18 protein-coding genes are annotated in these 20,742 nt (G+C 49.5%); 10 read left to right on the plus strand and 8 right to left on the minus strand.

The window, feature by feature from the left end; translation table 11 throughout:
• Positions 1–35 precede the first annotated feature (35 nt).
• From GQS10_RS17635 to GQS10_RS17655, 5 genes are all read right to left on the minus strand, one after another.
• Entirely contained in the window at positions 36–1,346 is a 1,311-nt protein-coding gene (locus tag GQS10_RS17635; protein WP_166244613.1) for a sensor histidine kinase, read from the minus strand.
• Between the two features lie 11 nt (positions 1,347–1,357).
• On the minus strand, positions 1,358–2,095 hold the full coding sequence (locus GQS10_RS17640) for an HAD family hydrolase (RefSeq protein WP_166244615.1): 738 nt from the start codon (positions 2,093–2,095) through the stop codon (positions 1,358–1,360).
• A 331-nt stretch (positions 2,096–2,426) separates the two neighbouring features.
• Positions 2,427–3,524, minus strand: a complete 1,098-nt coding sequence (locus GQS10_RS17645) for a Ger(x)C family spore germination protein (RefSeq protein WP_166244617.1) — start codon at positions 3,522–3,524, stop codon at positions 2,427–2,429.
• Positions 3,517–4,647 carry a hypothetical protein gene (locus GQS10_RS17650; RefSeq protein ID WP_166244619.1) on the minus strand — a complete coding sequence of 377 codons (1,131 nt, stop codon included), beginning with the start codon at positions 4,645–4,647 and terminating at the stop codon, positions 3,517–3,519. The genes GQS10_RS17645 and GQS10_RS17650 overlap by 8 nt, the downstream gene beginning before the upstream one ends.
• 18 nt (positions 4,648–4,665) lie before the next feature.
• Positions 4,666–6,018 (minus strand): spore germination protein, encoded by a 1,353-nt coding sequence (locus GQS10_RS17655; RefSeq protein ID WP_166244621.1) that lies wholly within the window; start codon positions 6,016–6,018, stop codon positions 4,666–4,668.
• A gap of 236 nt (positions 6,019–6,254) precedes the next feature.
• Here GQS10_RS17655 and GQS10_RS17660 point away from each other — a divergent pair, with 236 nt between their 5' ends.
• The 5 genes from GQS10_RS17660 (at position 6,255) to GQS10_RS17680 (ending at position 10,635) form a co-directional block, all read left to right on the plus strand.
• Positions 6,255–6,443 (plus strand): glutamate decarboxylase, encoded by a 189-nt coding sequence (locus GQS10_RS17660; RefSeq protein WP_166244623.1) that lies wholly within the window; start codon positions 6,255–6,257, stop codon positions 6,441–6,443.
• Between the two features lie 88 nt (positions 6,444–6,531).
• Complete coding sequence (gene accD / locus GQS10_RS17665; RefSeq protein WP_166244753.1) at positions 6,532–7,401, plus strand: acetyl-CoA carboxylase, carboxyltransferase subunit beta; 870 nt, start codon at positions 6,532–6,534, stop codon at positions 7,399–7,401.
• The gene (locus tag GQS10_RS17670; protein ID WP_166244624.1) at positions 7,394–8,356 is read left to right on the plus strand and encodes an acetyl-CoA carboxylase carboxyltransferase subunit alpha; all 963 of its coding nucleotides are present in this window, start codon (positions 7,394–7,396) and stop codon (positions 8,354–8,356) included. Before accD ends, GQS10_RS17670 begins: the two co-directional genes overlap by 8 nt.
• A gap of 26 nt (positions 8,357–8,382) precedes the next feature.
• Positions 8,383–10,134: a pyruvate kinase gene (gene pyk / locus GQS10_RS17675; protein WP_166244626.1), complete on the plus strand. Its 1,752-nt coding sequence runs from the start codon at positions 8,383–8,385 to the stop codon at positions 10,132–10,134.
• A gap of 102 nt (positions 10,135–10,236) precedes the next feature.
• Positions 10,237–10,635: an FxsA family protein gene (locus GQS10_RS17680; RefSeq protein ID WP_166244628.1), complete on the plus strand. Its 399-nt coding sequence runs from the start codon at positions 10,237–10,239 to the stop codon at positions 10,633–10,635.
• A gap of 7 nt (positions 10,636–10,642) precedes the next feature.
• Here the strand turns inward: GQS10_RS17680 and ytvI are convergent, their stop codons facing one another.
• Positions 10,643–11,761 (minus strand): sporulation integral membrane protein YtvI, encoded by a 1,119-nt coding sequence (ytvI, locus tag GQS10_RS17685; protein WP_166244630.1) that lies wholly within the window; start codon positions 11,759–11,761, stop codon positions 10,643–10,645.
• Positions 11,762–11,911: 150 nt separating this feature from the next.
• On the opposite strand from ytvI, the gene ppk1 reads away from it, so the two are divergent.
• Entirely contained in the window at positions 11,912–13,987 is a 2,076-nt protein-coding gene (gene ppk1, locus GQS10_RS17690; protein ID WP_166244632.1) for a polyphosphate kinase 1, read from the plus strand.
• 8 nt (positions 13,988–13,995) lie between these two features.
• Here ppk1 and GQS10_RS17695 read toward each other — a convergent pair whose 3' ends face one another.
• Positions 13,996–15,516, minus strand: a complete 1,521-nt coding sequence (locus GQS10_RS17695) for a Ppx/GppA phosphatase family protein (RefSeq protein ID WP_166244634.1) — start codon at positions 15,514–15,516, stop codon at positions 13,996–13,998.
• Between the two features lie 305 nt (positions 15,517–15,821).
• Here GQS10_RS17695 and citZ point away from each other — a divergent pair, with 305 nt between their 5' ends.
• The 4 genes from citZ (at position 15,822) to GQS10_RS17715 (ending at position 20,001) form a co-directional block, all read left to right on the plus strand.
• Positions 15,822–16,934 carry a citrate synthase gene (citZ, locus tag GQS10_RS17700; protein ID WP_166244636.1) on the plus strand — a complete coding sequence of 371 codons (1,113 nt, stop codon included), beginning with the start codon at positions 15,822–15,824 and terminating at the stop codon, positions 16,932–16,934.
• A gap of 33 nt (positions 16,935–16,967) precedes the next feature.
• Positions 16,968–18,269: an NADP-dependent isocitrate dehydrogenase gene (gene icd / locus GQS10_RS17705; RefSeq protein WP_166244638.1), complete on the plus strand. Its 1,302-nt coding sequence runs from the start codon at positions 16,968–16,970 to the stop codon at positions 18,267–18,269.
• 139 nt (positions 18,270–18,408) lie between these two features.
• Positions 18,409–19,353: a malate dehydrogenase gene (mdh, locus tag GQS10_RS17710; RefSeq protein ID WP_166244640.1), complete on the plus strand. Its 945-nt coding sequence runs from the start codon at positions 18,409–18,411 to the stop codon at positions 19,351–19,353.
• Positions 19,354–19,569: 216 nt separating this feature from the next.
• Positions 19,570–20,001, plus strand: a complete 432-nt coding sequence (locus GQS10_RS17715; RefSeq protein WP_166244642.1) for a hypothetical protein — start codon at positions 19,570–19,572, stop codon at positions 19,999–20,001.
• Between the two features lie 91 nt (positions 20,002–20,092).
• Here GQS10_RS17715 and yfbR read toward each other — a convergent pair whose 3' ends face one another.
• Positions 20,093–20,677, minus strand: a complete 585-nt coding sequence (gene yfbR, locus GQS10_RS17720; RefSeq protein WP_166244644.1) for a 5'-deoxynucleotidase — start codon at positions 20,675–20,677, stop codon at positions 20,093–20,095.
• Positions 20,678–20,742: the final 65 nt, after the last annotated feature.

Here is a 20,742-nt window from a genome sequence, read left to right on the forward strand (position 1 = left end):
TGGATATAGATTGGATGAGTGGTTAGCACTGCAAATCAGGAAGCTTCGACAGGCGTCTGACAGCTTCCGCAATTTTTGACTAGGGATAATACGAATTTGGTTTTTCCGGGCTCGCTCATACACGTAATGTCGCCTACATTTTTGCTCATAATTTGCTTGCAAATCGCTAGGCCGAGTCCTGTCCCGGATTCCTTTGACGTGACGAAGGGGGTAAAAAGACTGTTCCTCAGCTCTTCCGGGATCCCGGGGCCGTTGTCCATAATCTCGATGTAGTAGTTGACTTCATCTTCCGCAGTATGAATGGAAAGAATTTTATCCCCTTTATTTTGCGCAAGGGCATCGATACTGTTGTGGATAACATTACTCAGCACTTGCTGAAGCCCTACCTTTTGAATCGTGATCGTGAAGTTAAGCTGCAAATTGAGCTTGACGACGATGGATTCGCTGTTCAGCCTCGGACCGCTGAGATCAAGCACCGATTCAATCACTTCTGTACAGTCGCAGACAATAAAGGGCTCGTCTACACCGCTGTTTTTCGAAAAGCTTAAAAAGCTCGTGATCTGGCTGTACAGGTTGCGGAATTCTTCCTTCACGACGGCAAGATAGGATTTGATTTTTCGCGTATTCGACGGTTCTTGATCGATGACGGACTCTATCAGCTTTATGAAGCCTTCCATAGCAAACAGTGGATTTCGCAGCTCATGGGCCATGCTTGCCGACATTTTGCCCAGGAGCTGAAGCCGATCATTATGAAGCATGCTGATCGTTTCCTCCTGTCTGGCCGCAAGCGTATTGGAACGCTCCCAATAAATTTCACCGATCTTCTGCTGCAACTCGTCGATCCGGCTGTTGATCTGCGAATAAACATCCATAACTTCCGTAATTGAAACGGGAACTGATTCTAAGAAGCGTTTTAAAATGAAAGTGAAGGATTTTCTCCAAATATGCGAGCTGCTCAAAAGATGAGTGAGCGGAGTGCCTTGTTCCGCGTGATACTGGCTCATTCGTGGGATGATTGGGAAAAGCGGGTGCTCAACCACGGGAATTGTAAGATCGATAACGAGGTCAAAGTAGCTGTCCCCGTTTTCTTCTAAACGATCCAGATCGTAGCGGCCCGGGTATTGCCCGGAAATTTCCGATAGCCAATATTCGATGACATCCGATTTGTGCTGGCGGATAAACGTATAAAGCCACTGGTAAGCACTCAAAATAGGTTCCCTGCCTTTATGATCATGTACAGCGATCGCGTCATTGCATTTCACTTTATCATAACAGAGGATTGCAAATTGTCCCAGCGATATAAACTGCAAAAAAGGAAGCGGGGTCGCTTCCTTTACTACCTTCAATATGAATAGGTTTATTCGTTTTGGTGCTTTGCGAGAATGGAAGGCACATCAAGCAGGGAGGGGACGGTCTCATAAATGCCTTCATGCTGAATATCGATACGGATATTATTATATTCCCATTCGTTCTCGGCCGGGATGTGGATGGCGTTAATGCCCAGCTCCAGCGCAGGCAAAATGTCGGTGCGCAGCGAATTGCCTACCATCCAGGTCGTTTTTTTATCACATTGCAGTGTATCTAAAATACCGCGCAGCGCGTCCGTATTTTTATGCTTGGATATAAAAATGCGGTTTCCGAAATAAGCGGCGAGCTCAAGCTGGCTGATTTTCTTTTTTTGGATATGCTCCTCGCCTCCGGTGTGCAAATGCAGCTGATGACCGGCTTCTTTTAAAGACTGTAAAATTTCATACGTATGAGGGTATGGCTCGTACTGCTGGTCGTAGACGCTCATGGCCAGGTTCGTTAAATAACTGGCATCCTCCGGCTCCGCCTTTTTACCGGTTTGCTCGCAAAAGTAGTAATAGGTTTCGACGAATGAACGTTTGAAATGCTCGGAAGTGAGGCCGAACTGCTTCACATAGGTCAAATCGATTTCGACCTGCTTATCTTTAATTTCGTCCGGGGAAACCGAGTAGCTCCCGAACCAGTCATTCATCGTAGCTGAAAATTGCTCGCTAACCTGATCAAAATATTTGTTGCAATGCGAAAGCGTGTCGTCCAGGTCAAAAAGGATGGTTTGGGGCTTCGCCAATAGGGATCTCTCCTTATCTGTTCAAAGTAGCTTATCGTTTGCGATTCCGCTGGCAGCAGCAGTTTTTCGAAGAAACCGCAGAGACGCGAATGGAGCTCAAGGGGTTCCTGAGCCTGCTGCGATTTGCCGATGCTTTCTATACCAACCTTACGAAATGAAGTTTTGAAACGTATTCGTGTTAAGCTTCATTTTATGACGGCATGGCTATAATGGTGAGGAAGGAAGGCTGCCGTCCAAAAAGCTCGTATTTTTTATTTATGCAGGGAAGGGCTCGATAAGAACTGCACAGTTGGACAAGCAGAGGGACAGAACAGAGAAAAAGGGCGGTTGATTATCGAATTCCGCCCGTGCTTTGAATGTTATAGTCAACCTGCACCTCAAATGTTAAGGAAGGATAAATTTCCTTCCATTGCTCCCAGTCACGGGAGGAAAAACTCTGGGAGCGGTACATGAGACCGAAGCCAAGCGGGTCAAGGTTTTGCTTTTGCAGCTTTTCAAGGAACGCTTTCACTTCCTTAGCCAGCTGCTTCTCCGCTGCTTGCTCGTATTGACTCAGCTTTTGGTTTGAAATCGGATCATGCGCTTCCTCAATGTTAGCTTTTAATTGGAGCTTGACGAGCAGCATCGGAGCTCCGCTTGGATCCAATTGAAAGCGATAGCTGGCCGATGCATTGCTAGTGCTAACGAAAAACGTTTTCCCCTGATCGGAAATGCGAAAATCCGCTTTGGCGATACGGTTGGAGAGAATGTTAAAGAGCTTCGTATTTTGCTTTTCCAGGACAAGCTTGCTCTTCTCTTTATTGAATACGACGGCTTGATTGATCGTAAAATGCTTTGGTTGGCTGACCTCGATCAGCGGCAGAATCGGGTCCAGCCCCCGTTCGTAAAGCCTTTTGCGAAAATCAAATAAATACTCGGAAACGACATAAGAGGTTTCCGTGCCGCTTTCTCCAAAAATCAAAAATAGAGTATTGGATGGAATCCGCTCCGATTCCGGGTTTAGCTTCAGTACACTCTCCGCATCCGGCTTACCGATACCGACCCACGCAATTTTCTGTATATCACGTCTTCGGACAAACCAATCGATCATTTGCTTCATGTTCTTGGAAGCTGCCTTCTGGCCGATGATAATCACCTTGGCATGACTGAAGTCGAGCTCTTTATCTACCTTCGATTTAATTACGCGTACCGCTTCCGTAATGGAATGGGAATCCTCCGTCATTAGAATCGATTTTCCAGAACCGGCCTTTACTTCCGAGGCAGGGATGGCCAGCTTCAAATGAACCTTATATTTCTTTTCTTTGTGATCCGTACTGTCAATACCGATACTAACGACAAAAAAACGTTTATCGATGTCTTTGTAGCCGCACGCGCCGAGCGAAAGCAGCAGAAGAAGGCTGAGTCCAGCCCAAAGGTACCTTCTATACATTTGGCGCATCTTCGGGGGCATGGTTGTTTCGTTTCCTCCTTGCTAACAGAAAAACAATAGTTACGAGAAAGAGCTCGCTAGGGAGCCGAAGCCTGAGCCAGACCTCGCCAAGGGTGAAAATATGCTTCTCATTGAACAAAGAGCCGATATAGAGGGAGGCAGCTGTAAAGCCGCCGATGATCCACCTCTTGGCAGCCGGGGCAGCCTCACCATGATTTTTACTTCCGGACAGTAAATTTCCGAGGACGACCACTGCTATATGCCAATGAATGGCAACACTGGTGAGCGATATACCGACATACAGCAGGAGAAAGAGGGCGATAATCCGTTCAATTGGACCAAGCTCGATACGCAGAGAATCCGCCGTTGCAACCCAAGGAAAGGTGTAATCGAACACGCCGTCCGCTCCATGCATCCCGATAGGAATAAAAAAGGTTGTCAACAAATTGGCCATGCCGAGAAATGGGAGGATACTCATCCGTTTAAGACTGATTTTTTGAGAAAACACCCGATGATAAACAATAAGGTTGGTATAGCCTGAAAAAACGAAGGTGGCGGCAGCGACAGCAGCCATATTCGGGACATCGACAATATGCGTGGCGACCTCGGTTATCGAGTGCCATGATAAATACTCGCTGTGTATCGCTTGATACAGGATGATAAAAATGAACGGTACGTTCAGCAGCAATATAATTTCCAGCAGGTAAAGAAGCTTTTCCGTGGAAAGGATCCACAGCAGAAAGGCAAGAAAGATGAGAAAGGCTGCCATCGATTGAAGCTCTGAAACCTCCGGATTGATATAACGGTAGGTGACATCATTAAAGGCGAGCAGGGTTAACAGTCCGGCGAAAAACCACATGACGCTTACATAAACAAGCAGCGGATGACGCAGCCAAGCTAAACGCCGGGGGAGCTGGATTTTCAAAATTTCCGGAAGCGTCATCCCCTGAAACTTGTTCATGGACCATACAAAAACAAACATAAGCAGCGAGCCGAGCAGGGCGCCGATCGGAATGGCGGCTACCGAGCCTTCATAACGGTGTTCGAGCAGGAGAGAGGGGACATAGGCAAATACGTTGACAAGCATATTTAAAATAACAAGATAGTAGAAATATCTGCCCATTCCCTGTCCCTCCTTGAGTTACGTTTTTTTCTTTACGGATTCATTCGGAAAAATTTTGAGGAAGGGCTGGCCGAAGCTGTCTAGGCTGGTTAAGACCGCAATCAATCCGATAAAGCCCATCAGCAGGCCGATCATTCCGAAGAGCACGGTTAAGACAAGTACGATGTACTTGCTGACGCGTATGGAGAAGCTCATTGCATTAATAGGTATAACAAAATTGGCGATCGCGACGGCGGCAACGATGATAATCATAATATTGGATACAAGTCCCGCAGCGGTTGCGGCTTGTCCGAGGATCAGACCGCCGACCGTTGTTGCCGTTTGGCCGATAACCTTTGGGAGGCGGACACTGGCCTCGGTCAGCATCTCCATCATGAGAAGCATAAAGAGCACCTCCATAAACGCCGGATAAGGGACAGCCGCCCGGCTTCCCGCGATAGATAAAGCGAGCTGCACCCGAAAGAGCTCCGGAAAATAAGCGGTTATCCCGACGTATGAGCTAGGCAGAAGCACGGTAATAAAAAGTCCGGTATAGCGAAGCAGAATAATAAAATGGGAAACCCAATAGGTGTGGTAACGATCCTCCATGGAGGAAATAAAATCGTAATAAACCGCCGGTACGATCAGTGCGAACGGCGTTCCTTCCATCAATAGCACAACCTTGCCTTGTGCAAGGTTCAGCACGACCCGATCGGGCCGCTCGGTTACGAGGGAGGTTGGAAACAAGGTCCGTTTATTTTTCGTGAATTCATTGCCCAGCTCGCTAAGGGACATGATGACCTCAGCTTTTACGCCCTGAATGGCCTGCTGAACCGCTTTTAGTGCCTTTTCATTCACCTTTTTCTTATCATAAAGAACTGTTACGTTCGTTTGGGTGAGACTGCCCGCCTTATAGGATTCCATCGTAAGACTGGCTTGAGGGTAACGTGAGCGCAGCAGGTTCAAGTTCGTTTCAAGCGATCCGTCGAAGCCTGCCTGTGGTCCTTGGATGACCTTTTCCATCTCGGCTTTGGGCGGCTTTGACGTTTTTTTAATGTCTACGACATAGCTTCTCGATCCGAACTCGATAATGGCTGCTCCGGCAAGCGCCTGATGGAGAGCCTCTTCTTGATTGGCGGGCTCCAGCTTATTTGGAAGGGATTTGATATATTGCTCAAATGAAAGCTGTGAAGCAAGACTGAAGCAGACTTGGATAAATTGCTGCTGAATCTTGGACTCGTCTGCGGCATATTTAATGTACGATATGGCCACTTCGGAGCCGCCCTGACGCACCACCGTTTGGGATAACGTTTCGGGCGAGGAGAGCTGGTCGCGTATCCAATCGGAAAGCGATGCAGAAGGCTGACGGGACACGGATGGCACCTCTTTCATGGGCAGAATAGGAAGTTTTAAGCAGAAAATAATAATTTGCTAATGGTGTTATCCCCTGAATGAAGGGAAATCATCCCTCTACAGGAAGCAGACTGCGAATAAGCATGGAATCCTATCCTTCCAAGCGCCGCAAGGGCTTTGAAGGGGTTCGTTCTTCCTTGCGGGTAAAAAGAGGGATATGTTATCATAGAAACAATGTACATGCGGAAGGACACTTACAGGAGGGAAGAAGGTCAATGTGGACCGTAATCTATATCGCTCCGACTCAAAAAATCGCAGATCGTATACGCAGCAGACTGACCGATGAAGGATTCCTTGTACAGGTCCGTCCGATTAACTTAACCAATCAGCAGTATGAGATCCTTGTTCCCGAGGGTGAGCTGGATGAAGTGCAGGAAGTTCTAAGCACGATCTTACATTCATAGTCATACTTGTACAGGCTCAGGCCGAAGGAAGCGGCGTTTTTCATCGAGGCAGCTACGAGCCGAAATTAACGCCATGAGAGGTGTCGACGTGTTAAAAGACTGGTTTCAAACGAAAAAACGTTACGCCACCATCCCGGCAGAACGCGCAAAACGGGATATCCCGGAAGGCATTATGAACAAATGCGGGAAATGCGGGACGATTCAAACGAGCAAAGAGTTTGAAAAGCAACTGAAAGTGTGTTCGCAATGCGGACATCATCATAAACTTAACGCTTACGAGCGAATTGGCATGACGCTCGATGACGGCCGTATTTTCGAATACGATTCGAACATGGTTTCCGTCGATCCGCTCGAGTTTCCGGGCTATGCGGCAAAGCTGCAGCAGCAGAAGGATAAGAGCGGATTGAAGGATGCGGTTGTTACCGGAGAGGGAACAATTTGCGGTTTTCCTGTCGTTGTAGCGGTCATGAGCTTTGATTTTTTTAGCGGTAGCATGGGATCAGTTGTTGGGGAAAAAATTACCAATGCGATCGAAAAAGCAGCGCAGAAGGGCTACCCATTAATAGTTTTTTCCACATCGGGTGGCGCCCGGATGCAGGAAAGTATCCTAAGCTTGATGCAGATGGCGAAAACAAGCGCAGCGCTTCAGCGTTTCAGCGAGCAGGGCGGTTTGTTTATTTCCGTATTTACCGACCCAACGCTTGGCGGCGTGTCAGCGAGCTTCGCGATGCTAGGTGATATTATCTTGGCGGAGCCGGGGGCGATCGTTGGATTTGCCGGCCGAATCGTCATCGAGCAGACGATCCGTCAGAAGCTGCCGGAGAATTTCCAAACAGCAGAGTTTAACCTCGAGCATGGTCAGGTGGACAAAGTGGTTGAACGCAAGGACATGCGTAATGTTCTGGCCCAGCTGCTGTCGATGCATGCGGTGAAAGGAGGAAAGGCGCTTCATGGCTAACGAAATGCCTTTTGAACTCCCTCTCGTCGAGCTCCGTGCAAAAATTGATGAATTACGCAAATTCGGCGAAGAAAAAGGAATTGATTTTTCTGACGAAATTGCTAGACTTGAGGAGCGGTATGTGAAGCTGGAGCAGGAGATGTATGGGAAGCTGACCGCAGCTCAGCGCATGCAGCTCGCAAGGCATGCCCAGCGGCCGACGACTTTGGACTATATTCAATACATATTTGACGATTTTATTGAGCTTCATGGGGACAGGTTATTTGGTGACGATCTTGCAATTGTCGGGGGCATCGCGACCCTTCATGGGATTCCGGTAACGGTAGTAGGACATCAGAAGGGTAAGGATACGAAGGACAATATCGCCAGAAACTTCGGCATGCCTCATCCCGAAGGCTTCCGGAAAGCACTTCGGCTTATGCAGCAGGCGGACAAGTTTAAGCGGCCGATTATCACTTTTATCGATACGCCGGGCGCTTATCCTGGTAAGGCTGCGGAAGAGAGAGGCCAGTCCGAGGCGATCGCCCGCAACCTGCTCGAAATGGCCCGTTTTGGCGTGCCGATTATTTGCGTTGTTATCGGAGAAGGCGGCAGCGGCGGTGCGCTTGCGCTTGGCGTGGGCAATCGCGTGCTAATGCTGGAAAATTCAATTTACTCTGTGATTACGCCTAACGGCGCGGCTTCCATTCTATGGAAGGACGCTGGAAGAGCAGATGAAGCTGCAGAAGCGATGAAAATCACAGCGTCGGATATACTAGCTCTTGGTATAATAGAGGAAGTTGTGCCGGAGCCGCAGGGAGGCGCCCATAAGGACGTCGAAAAAACTGCGGAAGCAATGAAACTGGCGTTACAACGACACTTAAGCGAATTAATCGGAATGTCGGCGGACGAGCTTCGCAATGACCGTTACGATAAATTCCGCAAAGTGGGAAGTTACATATACGAAACGCTTTAGCCATTCGGAGGAGGACTTTAAGAACCATGCGCAAAACAAAGATTGTATGTACCATCGGCCCGTCGTCGGAATCGCCGGAAAACCTGAAGAAGCTGATCCAAGCCGGATTGAACGTAGCCAGATTGAATTTCTCGCACGGGGATTTCGAGGAACATGGCGGCCGGATCCGCAATATCCGTCAAGTTTGCCAGGAGCTCGGCACAACAGTTGCGATTTTGCTTGACACGAAAGGCCCGGAAATTCGTCTTGGCAAGCTGAAGGAAGAGCCGATCGAGCTTCAGCAGGGACAGCAGTTTATTTTGACGACAGAGGAAATTATCGGCGACGGAGAGCGCGCATCGGTTTCTTACTCGGGACTGGCTAATGACGTTCGTCCGGGCTCCTCGATTTTGATTGACGACGGTTTGATCGGCTTGACCGTAAACGAAGTTCGCGGCAATGATATCATTTGTACTGTTGTAAACAGCGGACCGATTAAGGGACGCAAAGGGATTAACGTGCCGAACGTTAAAATCTCCTTGCCGGGTATGACAGAGAAGGACGCAGCGGATATCGTTTTCGGTATCGAGCAGGGCATTGACTTTATCGCGGCATCGTTTGTTCGTAAAGCTCAAGACGTGCTTGAAATCCGCGAGCTGCTTGAAAAGCATAATGCATCGCATATTCAAATTATCTCGAAAATTGAAAATCAAGAAGGCGTTGATAACCTCGACGAAATTCTTGAAGTTTCTGACGGTTTAATGGTTGCCCGCGGCGACCTTGGCGTTGAAATTCCTGCGGAAGAAGTGCCGCTTGTCCAGAAGCGCATGATTCAAAAATGTAACCTTGCAGGCAAGCCGGTTATTACGGCAACGCAGATGCTCGATTCGATGCAGCGCAACCCGCGTCCTACACGCGCGGAAGCGAGCGACGTAGCGAACGCGATTTTCGACGGCACCGATGCAATCATGCTTTCCGGTGAAACCGCTGCAGGTAAATACCCGGTTGAATCGGTTCAAACGATGTCCCGGATCGCAATGAGAGCGGAAGAGGCACTTGCTTATCGCGAGATTTTCCTGAAGCAAAGCAGCGCGCAGCAAACGACGATTACAGAGGCTATTTCTCAAGCGGTTGCGAACTCTGCGCTTGATTTGAATGCTAAAGCAATCATTACTCCGACGGAAAGCGGCTTTACAGCGCGCATGGTGTCCAAATACCGTCCGAAGAGCCCGATTATTGCGGTAACTCCGAACGATCGCGTAATGCGCCGTATGTGCCTGGTTTGGGGCGTAACTCCGGTTCGCAGTGAGGTTGCTGATACTACGGACAGCATGATCGAGATGGCTGTGGACAGCGCAGTGAAAACCGGACAAGTTCACCCGGGAGATCTTGTGGTCATTACTGCAGGCGTTCCTGTCGGCCGTTCCGGAACAACGAACCTGATCAAGGTTCATCAGGTTGGCGAAATGGTAGCGAAGGGCCAAGGAATCGGCACACAGACGGCTTCCGGTAAAGTGGTTATTGCTCGCACGGCACAAGAAGCTGTTGAGCGCGTAACGGAGGGCTCGATTTTAGTCGCTCCAGCAACAACAAAGGACTTCATGCCTGCACTTGAAAAGGCTGCTGCTGTAATTACCGAAGAAGGCGGCATTACTTCGCATTCCGCGGTAGTTGGTCTTAATCTGGGGATTCCAGTCATCGTTGGTGTGGAAAAAGCGACTGAGCTGCTGGTTGAAGGCAGCGAAGTGTCCGTTTATGCCGAAGTAGGCGTAATCTACTCGGGTAAAAAAGCACATTAATGTATTCTTTGACACATCCAAACGGGCACAGACGTTAAAGTCTGGCCCGTTTTTTGCTTTTACAAGGGGTTACAGAAGGAATAGGGGACGGGGGGATCGCCGATGTTTCGAATTTTGCTGCTGATCATGATTGTTGTGCCTGCGCTTGAAATCGTAGGTTTGCTCACGGTGGGAAGCTGGATTGGCGGGTGGCAAACGTTCGCGCTAATTATTTTAACAGGTGTTGTAGGTGCATTTTTGGCCAAAAGAGAAGGACGACGCGTTTGGGAGGCCGCCCGTTACGATATGTCGGTTGGTCGTGTCCCTGCGTCGTCCATCTTGGACGGAATATGTATTTTTGCCGGCGGCTTGCTGCTGCTGACTCCGGGGTTTCTAACGGATATTTTAGGCTTTACACTCGTATTCCCGGCAACCCGGCCCTTTCATCGGTACTGGATTGGAGCATTGATCAGCAAGCGTCTTCTTCAAGGGCGTTTTCAATTTTTTCAATGGCGCAAGTAGACGAAAGCTATCTCGCCGTTCCGCCCATGATATACCGTGAAATGTCGCGGAAAATCCCTGCCCTGTAGAAGGCCATCAATACGACGAGTGTGACCGGCCCTATGATAAGGCCAAGGAAGCCGAACAAGTTAAGGCCAACAACGAGTGCGATTAATGTAGCTAGTGGATCCAGGCCGATGCTAGAGGCAAGCACCTTCGGTTCGAGCGTTTGACGAGCAACTAGGATTACGCTGTACAGTATCGTAAGCCCAATGCCTAAGGGCATGTCTCCGTACAAAAAGCTGAACGCGATCCATGGAACGAATACGGCACCGGTGCCCAGATAAGGCATCAGGTCAACAAGTCCGATCAGCAGCCCAATCGTAACGGCGTAGTCAACCCTAAGTATGAGCAGGCCGAGAATCACGACGATTGCGGTAATCGAAATCAAGATGAACTGCGCACGAAGATAGCCGAATAACGCTTTTTGTAAATCGTCCCAAACCGTTTTAGCGGAACGGCTTGTTTTTTCTGAAAACATACCTGAAATAAGATCGATAATGCGGTACCAGTCCTTGCTGATAAAAAAGCTGGCGAGCACAACGATGACCAGTACGGCCAAAATGTTGGGAAGAGATGCGATCATTTTTAATACACTGTCAAAAGAAGTGTCAACGAGCATCGTGCCAACGGCTGCCGCTTTGTTGGAAAGGCTCGTCAGGTTGTCCCGTATGGCCTGCTGATAGCCGGGATTTTCCGTATAGAAGGTATTGGCCTGCGCAATAATATCTTGGATAAATTCGGAATTAATAAATAAGATGAATTCATCGATCCAGATCCGGAGATAGCTTTGCACAGACTGAACTAAGTAGCCGATTTCGGCGATCAGCTTTGTGATGGCTAGACTGATAATGGTGATACTGGCCCCAAGAAAAATCGATAAGCTGATAGTTACAGAAAGCCAGCGGGGCATTTTTCCTTGCTTTTGCAGGGCGTTAACTAAAGGATTCATCATATACGCAACGACCCAGGCAATGAGGAAGGGATACACAAGCGGAACGGAAAAATACATAACAAATCCAATGATGACAAGCACGAGTGCGACCCACAGCCCCCGCAAGATGCGGTTGACGGTTATTTTATCCATAGATCCCTCCGTTTTAAGCAAAGTCGAACAATCATTATTGTATCATGATCGCTTCAAATGTTAAATTTACACAGTTCAGCAGGATATTCGGATTTCCTCCAAGAATACTATTTATCAATGTCGTCGTGCGTCGAAGTAAGGGGGAACAGCATGAAAAATCAAATCACTCCAAAGGATGTTTCGTCTAAATATATTAATCGCGACTTAAGCTGGATTCAATTTAACCGTCGAGTGATGGAAGAGGCGCAGGACCCGGAGACGCCTCTGCTCGAACGGATTAAATTTTTATCCATTGTTTCATCCAATTTGGATGAATTTATGAGCGTTCGTGTGGCAGGGATCCGCGATCAAATTAAAGCGGGTTATACGAAGAAGGATTTTACCGGATATACGCCTGCTGCGCTTTTAAAGAAGCTGATGGCCCGCACATCGCTCATGATCGGAGAGCAGTATAAAACGTACCGTGATTTGATGCGGCAGCTAGCCAAGGAAAACATCGTCTTCACCTCTTATAACGATTTGAATCATTCACAGCAGAAGGCGATGGATGAATACTATCACGACATCATTTTTCCGGTATTAACGCCAATGGCCGTTGACCAGTCACGTCCGTTCCCGCTGGTTCATACCCTTGGACTTTATTTGTCGGTTGTGCTGTGCAAGAACAGCGACGAAGCCTGCAGCGAGCCGTATTTTGCAATCGTTCAAGTTCCTTCCATCCTTCCTCGCTGGATTCAGGTGCCGATGCGGACGAACAGCAAGAAGCTGGAATTCGTCATGCTGGAGGATGTAATTAAGCAGCATATTCATACCTTGTTTAGCGGATACACTCCGGTTGCCGTCGACGCCTTCCGTTTGACCCGGAATGCGGATATGACGCTGAACGAAGAGGGCGCGGAGGACCTTCTTGAGGAAATCGAGAAGGAGCTGCGTAAGCGCCGCTGGGGAGCCCCGGTTCGGCTGGAGGTGCAGAAGGGGATTCATCCGTGGGCGCTGGAGACGCTTCAGGAGGAATTTGAGCTGAGCGAGGGCGTATTCGAAATTGACGGGCCGCTCGATTTAACGTACTTTATGAAATTTTCCATGTCTCTTTCCGGCAAGGATCATTTGCGGTATCCGCCTATTACTCCGCGATACCCGGTGGAATTCAAAACGGAAGAGGATATGTTCACGGTGCTTCAGCAGCGCGATGTGCTTGTGTATCACCCGTTTGAATCGTTCGACGCGGTGAACGACTTTTTGTATCAATCCGCGCATGATCCTTCCGTATTGGCGATCAAGATGACGCTCTACCGTGTCAGCGGCAATTCGTTATTAGTGCAGTCGCTGGCCCATGCGGCGGAATCGGGGAAGCAGGTTACGGTGGTAGTTGAGCTGAAAGCGAGATTTGACGAGGAGCGCAATATTGCTTGGGCGCGGAAGCTGGAAAAAGCCGGCTGTCATGTCGTTTACGGTCTCGTCGGTCTGAAGACGCATGCGAAAATCATGCTGGTCGTCCGTCAAGAGGAAACAGGACTGCGGCGGTATGTGCATGTCGGGACGGGGAATTACAACGACAGCACGGCAAAGCTGTACACCGATATTGGACTGTTTACCTCCAACCAGGTCATCGGCGAGGATGCCTCTGCGTTGTTTAATGAAATTACGGGGTATTCCGCGCCGCATCAGTGGCAGGCTTTCGGCGTTGCGCCGACCGATATGCGCGAAAAGCTGTTTGAGCTCATCCGCAGGGAAAAAAAATACGCGCTCGAGGGTAAGCCAGCGCGTATTATTGCTAAGATTAATTCCTTGTCACATCAGGAAATGGTGGATGAACTGTACGCCGCTTCACAGGCCGGGGTAAAAATCGACCTGATCGTGCGCGGGGTATGCTGTCTTCGCCCTGGCGTAACAGGATTAAGCGATAACATCCGTGTCATATCGATCGTCGACCGCTTTCTGGAGCACTCCCGTATCTTCTATTTCGAAAACGGCGGAAAGGCGGATGTTTGGCTATCCAGCGCCGATTGGATGTCGCGTAATTTAACGCGCAGAGTGGAGCTGATGTGTCCTGTCTTCGACCGTCAGCTGCAGCAGAGTATCATTCAAATCCTGAATATGACGCTCAGGGATAACGTCAAAGCGAGAGAGCTGCTGCCTAACGGCGTATACCTGCATGTCACTACACCGGAGGCATCGTTCCGCAGCCAGTTTGTAGCGCAAAGAATCGAGCAGTGGAAGGTTTAGCAGTCATGCTAGTTGGATTTCAGCACGGGCTTAAGCTTCAATCCCCACATTTTTGCGAAGTCCTTCTCGAGCGCTTGCAGCTCCCGTAGTTCAATCGAAGGAGAATGACTGCAATTCAGCTGCAGCTCCAGCTCGCGTCCATGGATGGACGCTTGAACGTGCTCGACCGGCTGCGTTTCGCTGCGGTCCAACGCAACCCCAAGCTGCAGCATCGAGCCCAGCTTTAATATCATGTGATAATCAGACTCGGATAAAATGTCCCGGTAATTTTGGAACATTTGCCGGGTCTTTTTAGCAGTTTTAAACGAGGCGATTAAGGCGCATAGGAGAACCTCGCGGTGGCTTAGACCGTTAATCCTCGAATGGGCAATCAAATAAAAGGTATGCTTGTAGTAATCGTAATAATTGACCGAGATCCCGATGCGATACAGGAGGGAAGCGGCGCTTAAATAGGTCTTCGCTCGTGGCTCAAGCTCGTGAACATTCATCAGATCGTTGAAAATGTGCGTAGTCAGCCGATTAACCTGTTCCACATGTTTTACCGGGACGGACGGATGAAGCAGCAGTAAATTCCGCACACTATATTCCAGCACGTCGCTAAGAATCGGCTGCTCGGGATGCAGTGCTTCATGGAATAATCCATCCCGCAGCCCGGCCCCGCTTATGAGATAATGGGAAGCGCCGATCAGCTCGAAGAGAGTCTTCATGATGACCATGCCGGGCACGATAATATCCGCCCGCTCTTTCGACAGCCCGTCCACCTTTTTGCGCTGATCTATGGAAAGACTGGCGAGCTGATCCAAAAGCTGGTTTACGTCTGCCGGCGAAAGTACATAATTGTGTGCGTGCTGAAGCGAATAGCGCTTTGCCTTTTGGTCAATTTTAGCGACATTGCGGATCGTACCGCCGAGTCCGACGAGGGTAAGGCCAGGATGGGCACGCAGCCAGGACTCATTCTCTGCTGCTTTCAGGACCATGCTTCGAATCGCAGCCAGATCGGCGTCCGTAACATTGCCGCCGCGTGAAAATGCTTTAGACGTGTTCACGGCGCCAAAAGGAAACGAAATGCTGTGAAGCAGGCCGCGGTTGCGGAAATAGGAAACCTCCGTACTGCCTCCGCCGATATCGATCAGGAAACCATGCTGGATATCGATGGTGTTCGCCATGCCTAAAAAGCCGTACCATGCTTCCCCTTGCCCGGATAAGATTTCAATGGGCAGTCCGGTCTCGGTTTGGATTCTTGCCAGAATGTCGGCGCTGTTGGCGGCATTGCGTACAGCCGCGGTTGCTACCGTCCGGAGCCGATGCACCTGATGCGTGCGGCAGAGCATGCGGAAATGAAGCAATGTATCGATAACGCCTTTCACGGCGGCTTCGCTCATGAAGCCGTCGGCGTCAATTTTGTCGCTCAAACGGGCGGATTCCTTACTCTCGTCGATGACGCGGTAAGCACCGCTGCTAAGCTGCTCGTATACGACGAGACGAATGGAGTTCGAGCCGATGTCGATGATGCCAATCCGTTCGTTCATACTAGGTCTACCTCCGATTCTTTTTACCAAGGGTCATAATTTGTCGATTTTCATTGTACCATAACTTGTTAACGGAAACATATGAATCCCTAGGAAACCCCGAGGAAACTGAAAAGGGTAGAAAGATTTAAAAAATTGTTTCTAGTGTGATGAATAATACAGAAATAGATGAAAAAAATCTTTATTGTGCTGAAAAACAACTTTTATGCCACAATTCCTTCACTTATTAGACGAAATTCGCTACACTAAAGGCAGGCTTTATTAAGGTACAGTAATAAACTTGGAATATAAAGGAGCGATCACGCATGACGGCCACGAAAGGTCTGGAAGGAATCGTAGCGGCGCAGTCCTCGATCAGTTCGATCATTGACGGCGTTTTAACGTACCGCGGTATTAATATTGACGAGCTCGCTGAAAACGCTACCTATGAAGAAGTTGCCTATTTGCTGTGGAATGGCAAGCTGCCTACACAAGCTGAGCTTGATCAGCTGAAATCCGAACTTAGCGACAACGCTGCAATTCCAGCTGAAATTATCGACCTGCTGAAGCGCACGCCAAAGGATGCGAATTCGATGGCAATGCTCCGCACAACGGTTTCCGCTCTTGCGCTGTATGACGCTGAAGCCAATGAAATGAACCGCGAAGCGAACTACCGCAAAGCGATCCGCCTTCAGGCGAAGCTGACTACCATCGTGGCCGCTTTTGCGCGCATCCGCGAAGGCAAAGAGCCGATTGCTCCGAAAGCGGGCGCAACGGTAGCGGAAAACTTCCTGTACATGCTGACAGGCGAGCAGCCGGACAAAATTGCAATTGAAGCGTTGGACAAGGCGCTTGTCCTGCATGCGGACCATGAGCTGAACGCTTCTACGTTTGCTGCACGCGTAACGGTTGCAACGCTTTCCGATATTTACTCCGGCGTGACTTCCGCAATCGGCGCGCTGAAGGGCCCTCTGCACGGCGGCGCGAACGAAGCGGTTATGGCGATGCTCGAAGAAATCGGCTCCGCCTCCAATGTGGAAAGCTACATTAACGAAAAGCTGAACAACAAAGAGAAGATCATGGGCTTTGGCCACCGTGTATATAAAAACGGCGATCCTCGCGCAAAGCATCTGCAGAAGATGTCCGAAGAGCTGGGCAAGCTGACCGGCAATATGGAATGGTACAATATGTCCATTAAGATCGAAGAGCTCGTAACCGGACAGAAGGGTCTGAAGCCGAACGTTGACTTCTACTCGGCGTCTGTGTACACCGCGCTGCAAATTCCGCGCGACCTGTTTACTCCGATTTTCGCGATTTCCCGCGTATCGGGCTGGACCGCTCACATTTTGGAGCAGTTTGAAGACAACCGTCTGATCCGTCCTCGTGCGGAGTACACCGGACCGGTTAATGCTAAGTTTATCCCGATCAACGATCGCTAAACAATAAAACTATCGAGTAGGAGGACATTCCACATGTCTTTGTTTGAAAATTACGAAATGCCGACTGAAGGCGAACGCATTACATTAACAGCGGACGGACAAATGAACGTTCCGAACAATCCGATCATCCCGTTCATCGAAGGTGACGGCACGGGCCCGGATATTTGGGCAGCTTCGAAGCGCATTCTTGACGCTGCAGTTGAAAAAGCGTACAAGGGCGAGAAGAAAATTGCTTGGTACGAAGTATTCGCAGGCGAAAAAGCATTTAACAAGTTCAATAACTGGCTGCCAGCCGACACATTGACAGCGATCCGTGAATATATCGTTGCGATTAAAGGTCCTTTGACAACTCCTGTAGGCGGCGGCATCCGTTCCCTGAACGTTGCGCTTCGCCAAGAGCTTGACCTTTATGTCTGCTCCCGTCCGGTTCGCTATTTCAAAGGCGTTCCTTCGCCGGTTAAGCGTCCTGAGCTCGTTGACATGGTTATTTTCCGTGAAAACACAGAGGATATCTACGCAGGCGTAGAATGGCAGGAAGGCACTCCGGAAGTGAAGAAAGTAATCGAGTTCCTGCAGAAGGAAATGGGCGTTAAGAAAATCCGCTTCCCGGAAACTTCCGGTATCGGAATTAAGCCGGTTTCCCGCGAGGGCTCCGAGCGCCTGATCCGCGCTGCAATTCAGTACGCAATCCAGCACAACCGCAAGAGCGTAACGCTTGTTCATAAAGGAAACATCATGAAGTTTACAGAAGGCGCGTTCAAGAACTGGGGTTACGAGCTGGCTGAGCGCGAGTTCGGCGACAAGACCTTCACTTGGGCGCAGTACGACCGCATTAAAGAAGAGCAGGGTGCAGACGCTGCGAACAAGGCTCAGAAGGATGCGGAAGCGGCAGGCAAGATCATCGTGAAGGATGCGATTGCCGACATCGCGCTTCAACAGGTATTGACTCGTCCGTCCGACTTCGACGTAATTGCAACGCTGAACCTGAACGGGGACTATTTGTCCGACGCTCTTGCAGCGCAAGTTGGCGGTATCGGTATCGCACCGGGAGCAAACATTAACTACGTAACGCATCATGCCATTTTCGAAGCTACTCACGGTACAGCTCCGAAATATGCAGGTCTTGACGTCGTGAACCCAGGCTCCGTTACGTTGTCCGGCGTAATGATGCTTGAGCATCTGGGCTGGGTAGAAGCAGCGAACCTGATCTACAAAGGCATGGAAAAGACGATCGCAGACAAGACGGTAACTTATGACTTCGCACGTCTGATGGAAGGCGCTACTGAAGTGAAGTGCTCCGAGTTTGCAAACCTACTTATTAAAAACATGGACTAATTGAGAATCGAATGCATGTCGCGGTATGGCCGTAAGGGTGCCGCATACCAGGAGCAGGATCGAATCTTCTAAACCAAGAGCCCCCCATTAGCGGGGGCTCTACTGTGGTATAAACCAAATTTAGGAGGACGAATTGCATATGGCTATCCAACGCAAAAAAATTACGGTAATCGGCGCAGGCTTCACCGGCGCTACGACAGCACTGATGCTTGCCCAAAAAGAACTCGGCGACGTTGTTCTTCTGGATATCCCGCAGTTGGAAAACCCGACGAAGGGGAAAGCATTGGACATGCTGGAAGCAAGCCCGGTTCAAGGCTTTGACAGCAATATTGTAGGTACTTCAAGCTATGAGGACGCAGCAGGCTCCGATATCGTAATTATCACAGCAGGTATTGCTCGCAAGCCAGGCATGAGCCGCGATGACCTCGTGAACACAAACGCGGGCATCGTGAAATCCGTCTGCGAAAACGTGAAGAAATACTGTCCGGATTCCTATGTAATCATCCTGTCCAACCCGGTTGACGCCATGACTTATGTCGCGTACAACACGCTAGGCTTCCCGAAAAACCGCGTAATCGGCCAATCCGGTGTGCTGGATACAGCGCGCTACAACACTTTTATCGCTCAAGAGCTGAACGTGTCTGTAGAAGACGTACGCGGCGTTGTGCTTGGCGGTCACGGCGACGATATGGTACCGCTTGTTCGTTATACGAACGTCGGCGGCATCCCGATCGAAAAGCTCATACCGCAGGAGCGAATCGACGCGATCGTTCAGCGTACGCGTACTGGCGGCGGCGAAATCGTAAACCTGCTGGGCAACGGCAGTGCTTACTATGCTCCGGCGGCTTCGCTTGTACAGATGACAGAAGCCATCTTGAAGGATAAGAAACGTATTCTTCCGACGATCGCTCTTCTTCAAGGCGAGTATGGCTATGATAACCTGTTCATAGGCGTGTTAACTGTCCTTGGCGGAGACGGCATTGAAAAGATCATCGAAATCGAGCTTACGGCGGAAGAAAAAGCAGGACTGGATAAGTCCGCACAATCCGTGCGTAATGTGATTGCAGTTGTTGACAAAGGCTAATTATATAGATAGAAATAGGCATCATGAGTATTCACACCTGTGGAATCGATGCCGAACCAGCCGTCCTTCGGGGCGGCTTTTTAATTTTCAGGGCTGAAAATGTGGCTGTTTCGTGACCTGCCTAGGCTGGAGGCGGCATCGGTTAGACGAGCAGTGTTGTTTTCCGCTATAATAAGATAAGATTACATAGGATGATTTTGTATTGGAGGGTATTGTATGCTTCAGTTTTTGCTCTTTCTGCACACGCTTGGAGCAATTGCGGTAGGATTCTATCTCATTCTTCCGTTTTTGGCGAACCGTTTGAAGGGAAGCAGCGGTGAAACGCTGAAAGGATATGCGAAGGGGCTGTATCTGGGCAACCGCATTTCCCAGTGGATTTTAGTGCCGCAGTTTTTAACCGGCGGCTACTTGATTAGTGCAACAGGGGGCGGTTATTCGGTACCATGGATGATCGTTGTCGTTGTTTTGTTCGTCATTGTCGGCGCGATGTCCGGCATGATCGGGGCTCCGCTTCGCCGAATCTCCAATGGAATCAGCAACGGTGATGCTGCCAGCCGTGACGCGGGCAAAGTACAAACCTTTGCGGTGATTGGCTTTGTCGTGCTGCTGGCGGAAATTGTTCTGATGTACTATCGTGATTTGATTTAATTGAAACCCGCTTATCAATAGAAGGGCTGTTTTCCGGAATGGTTACTACCACCCGGGGAACAGCCCTTTATTGTGATGACTGCTTTCCTTGTTACTCGGAAAGCTCGTCAAGCGTCTTTTCAAAGCTAGGAGCGAGATGCTCGATGAACCAGTTGAGCTCTTCCATTTGCAGGGCCTGCACCGATTCTTCGATTTGCTTCTTGGCGCGGGCAAACTCCCGGTTTCCCGCAGAGAGCTCCATGCTGCATTTTAAATATGCATCTAGAAGATCCGCGGCTTTGACATACATTTTGTAAGGATCGGGTTCCGGGCTGCCGGCGATTAAAGGCTCATACACCTGCTGCAGCTCGCTTGGCACCATGCGCAGCAGCCGCTCGGCTGCGAGGCCTTCGATATGGCGGAAGTTTTTTAAAATCTCATCGTTCTGATGCTTAACAGGTGTCGGAATATCGCCGGTAAACACCTCGGTTGCATCGTGAAACAGAGACATCGTAACGACGCGCTCCGTCGGAATCGATTTGCCGAACAGCTCGTTACCGATCGTGCAAAGCGCATGCGTAAGCAGGGCAACGTGATACGAATGTTCCGCGACATTTTCCTTCATCGTATTTCGCATTAAGCTCCAGCGCTCAATGTAGCGCAGGCGGAACATATAAGCGTAGAAATGGCTGGACATAACAGGTCTCCTCTTGCTGATCTAGATAAAAAATGATAGCGGGCTAAAGCTTCTCATCCTGCTCG

The sequence above is a fragment of the Paenibacillus turpanensis genome (assembly GCF_011421635.1).
Classification (GTDB): domain Bacteria; phylum Bacillota; class Bacilli; order Paenibacillales; family YIM-B00363; genus Paenibacillus_AK; species Paenibacillus_AK turpanensis.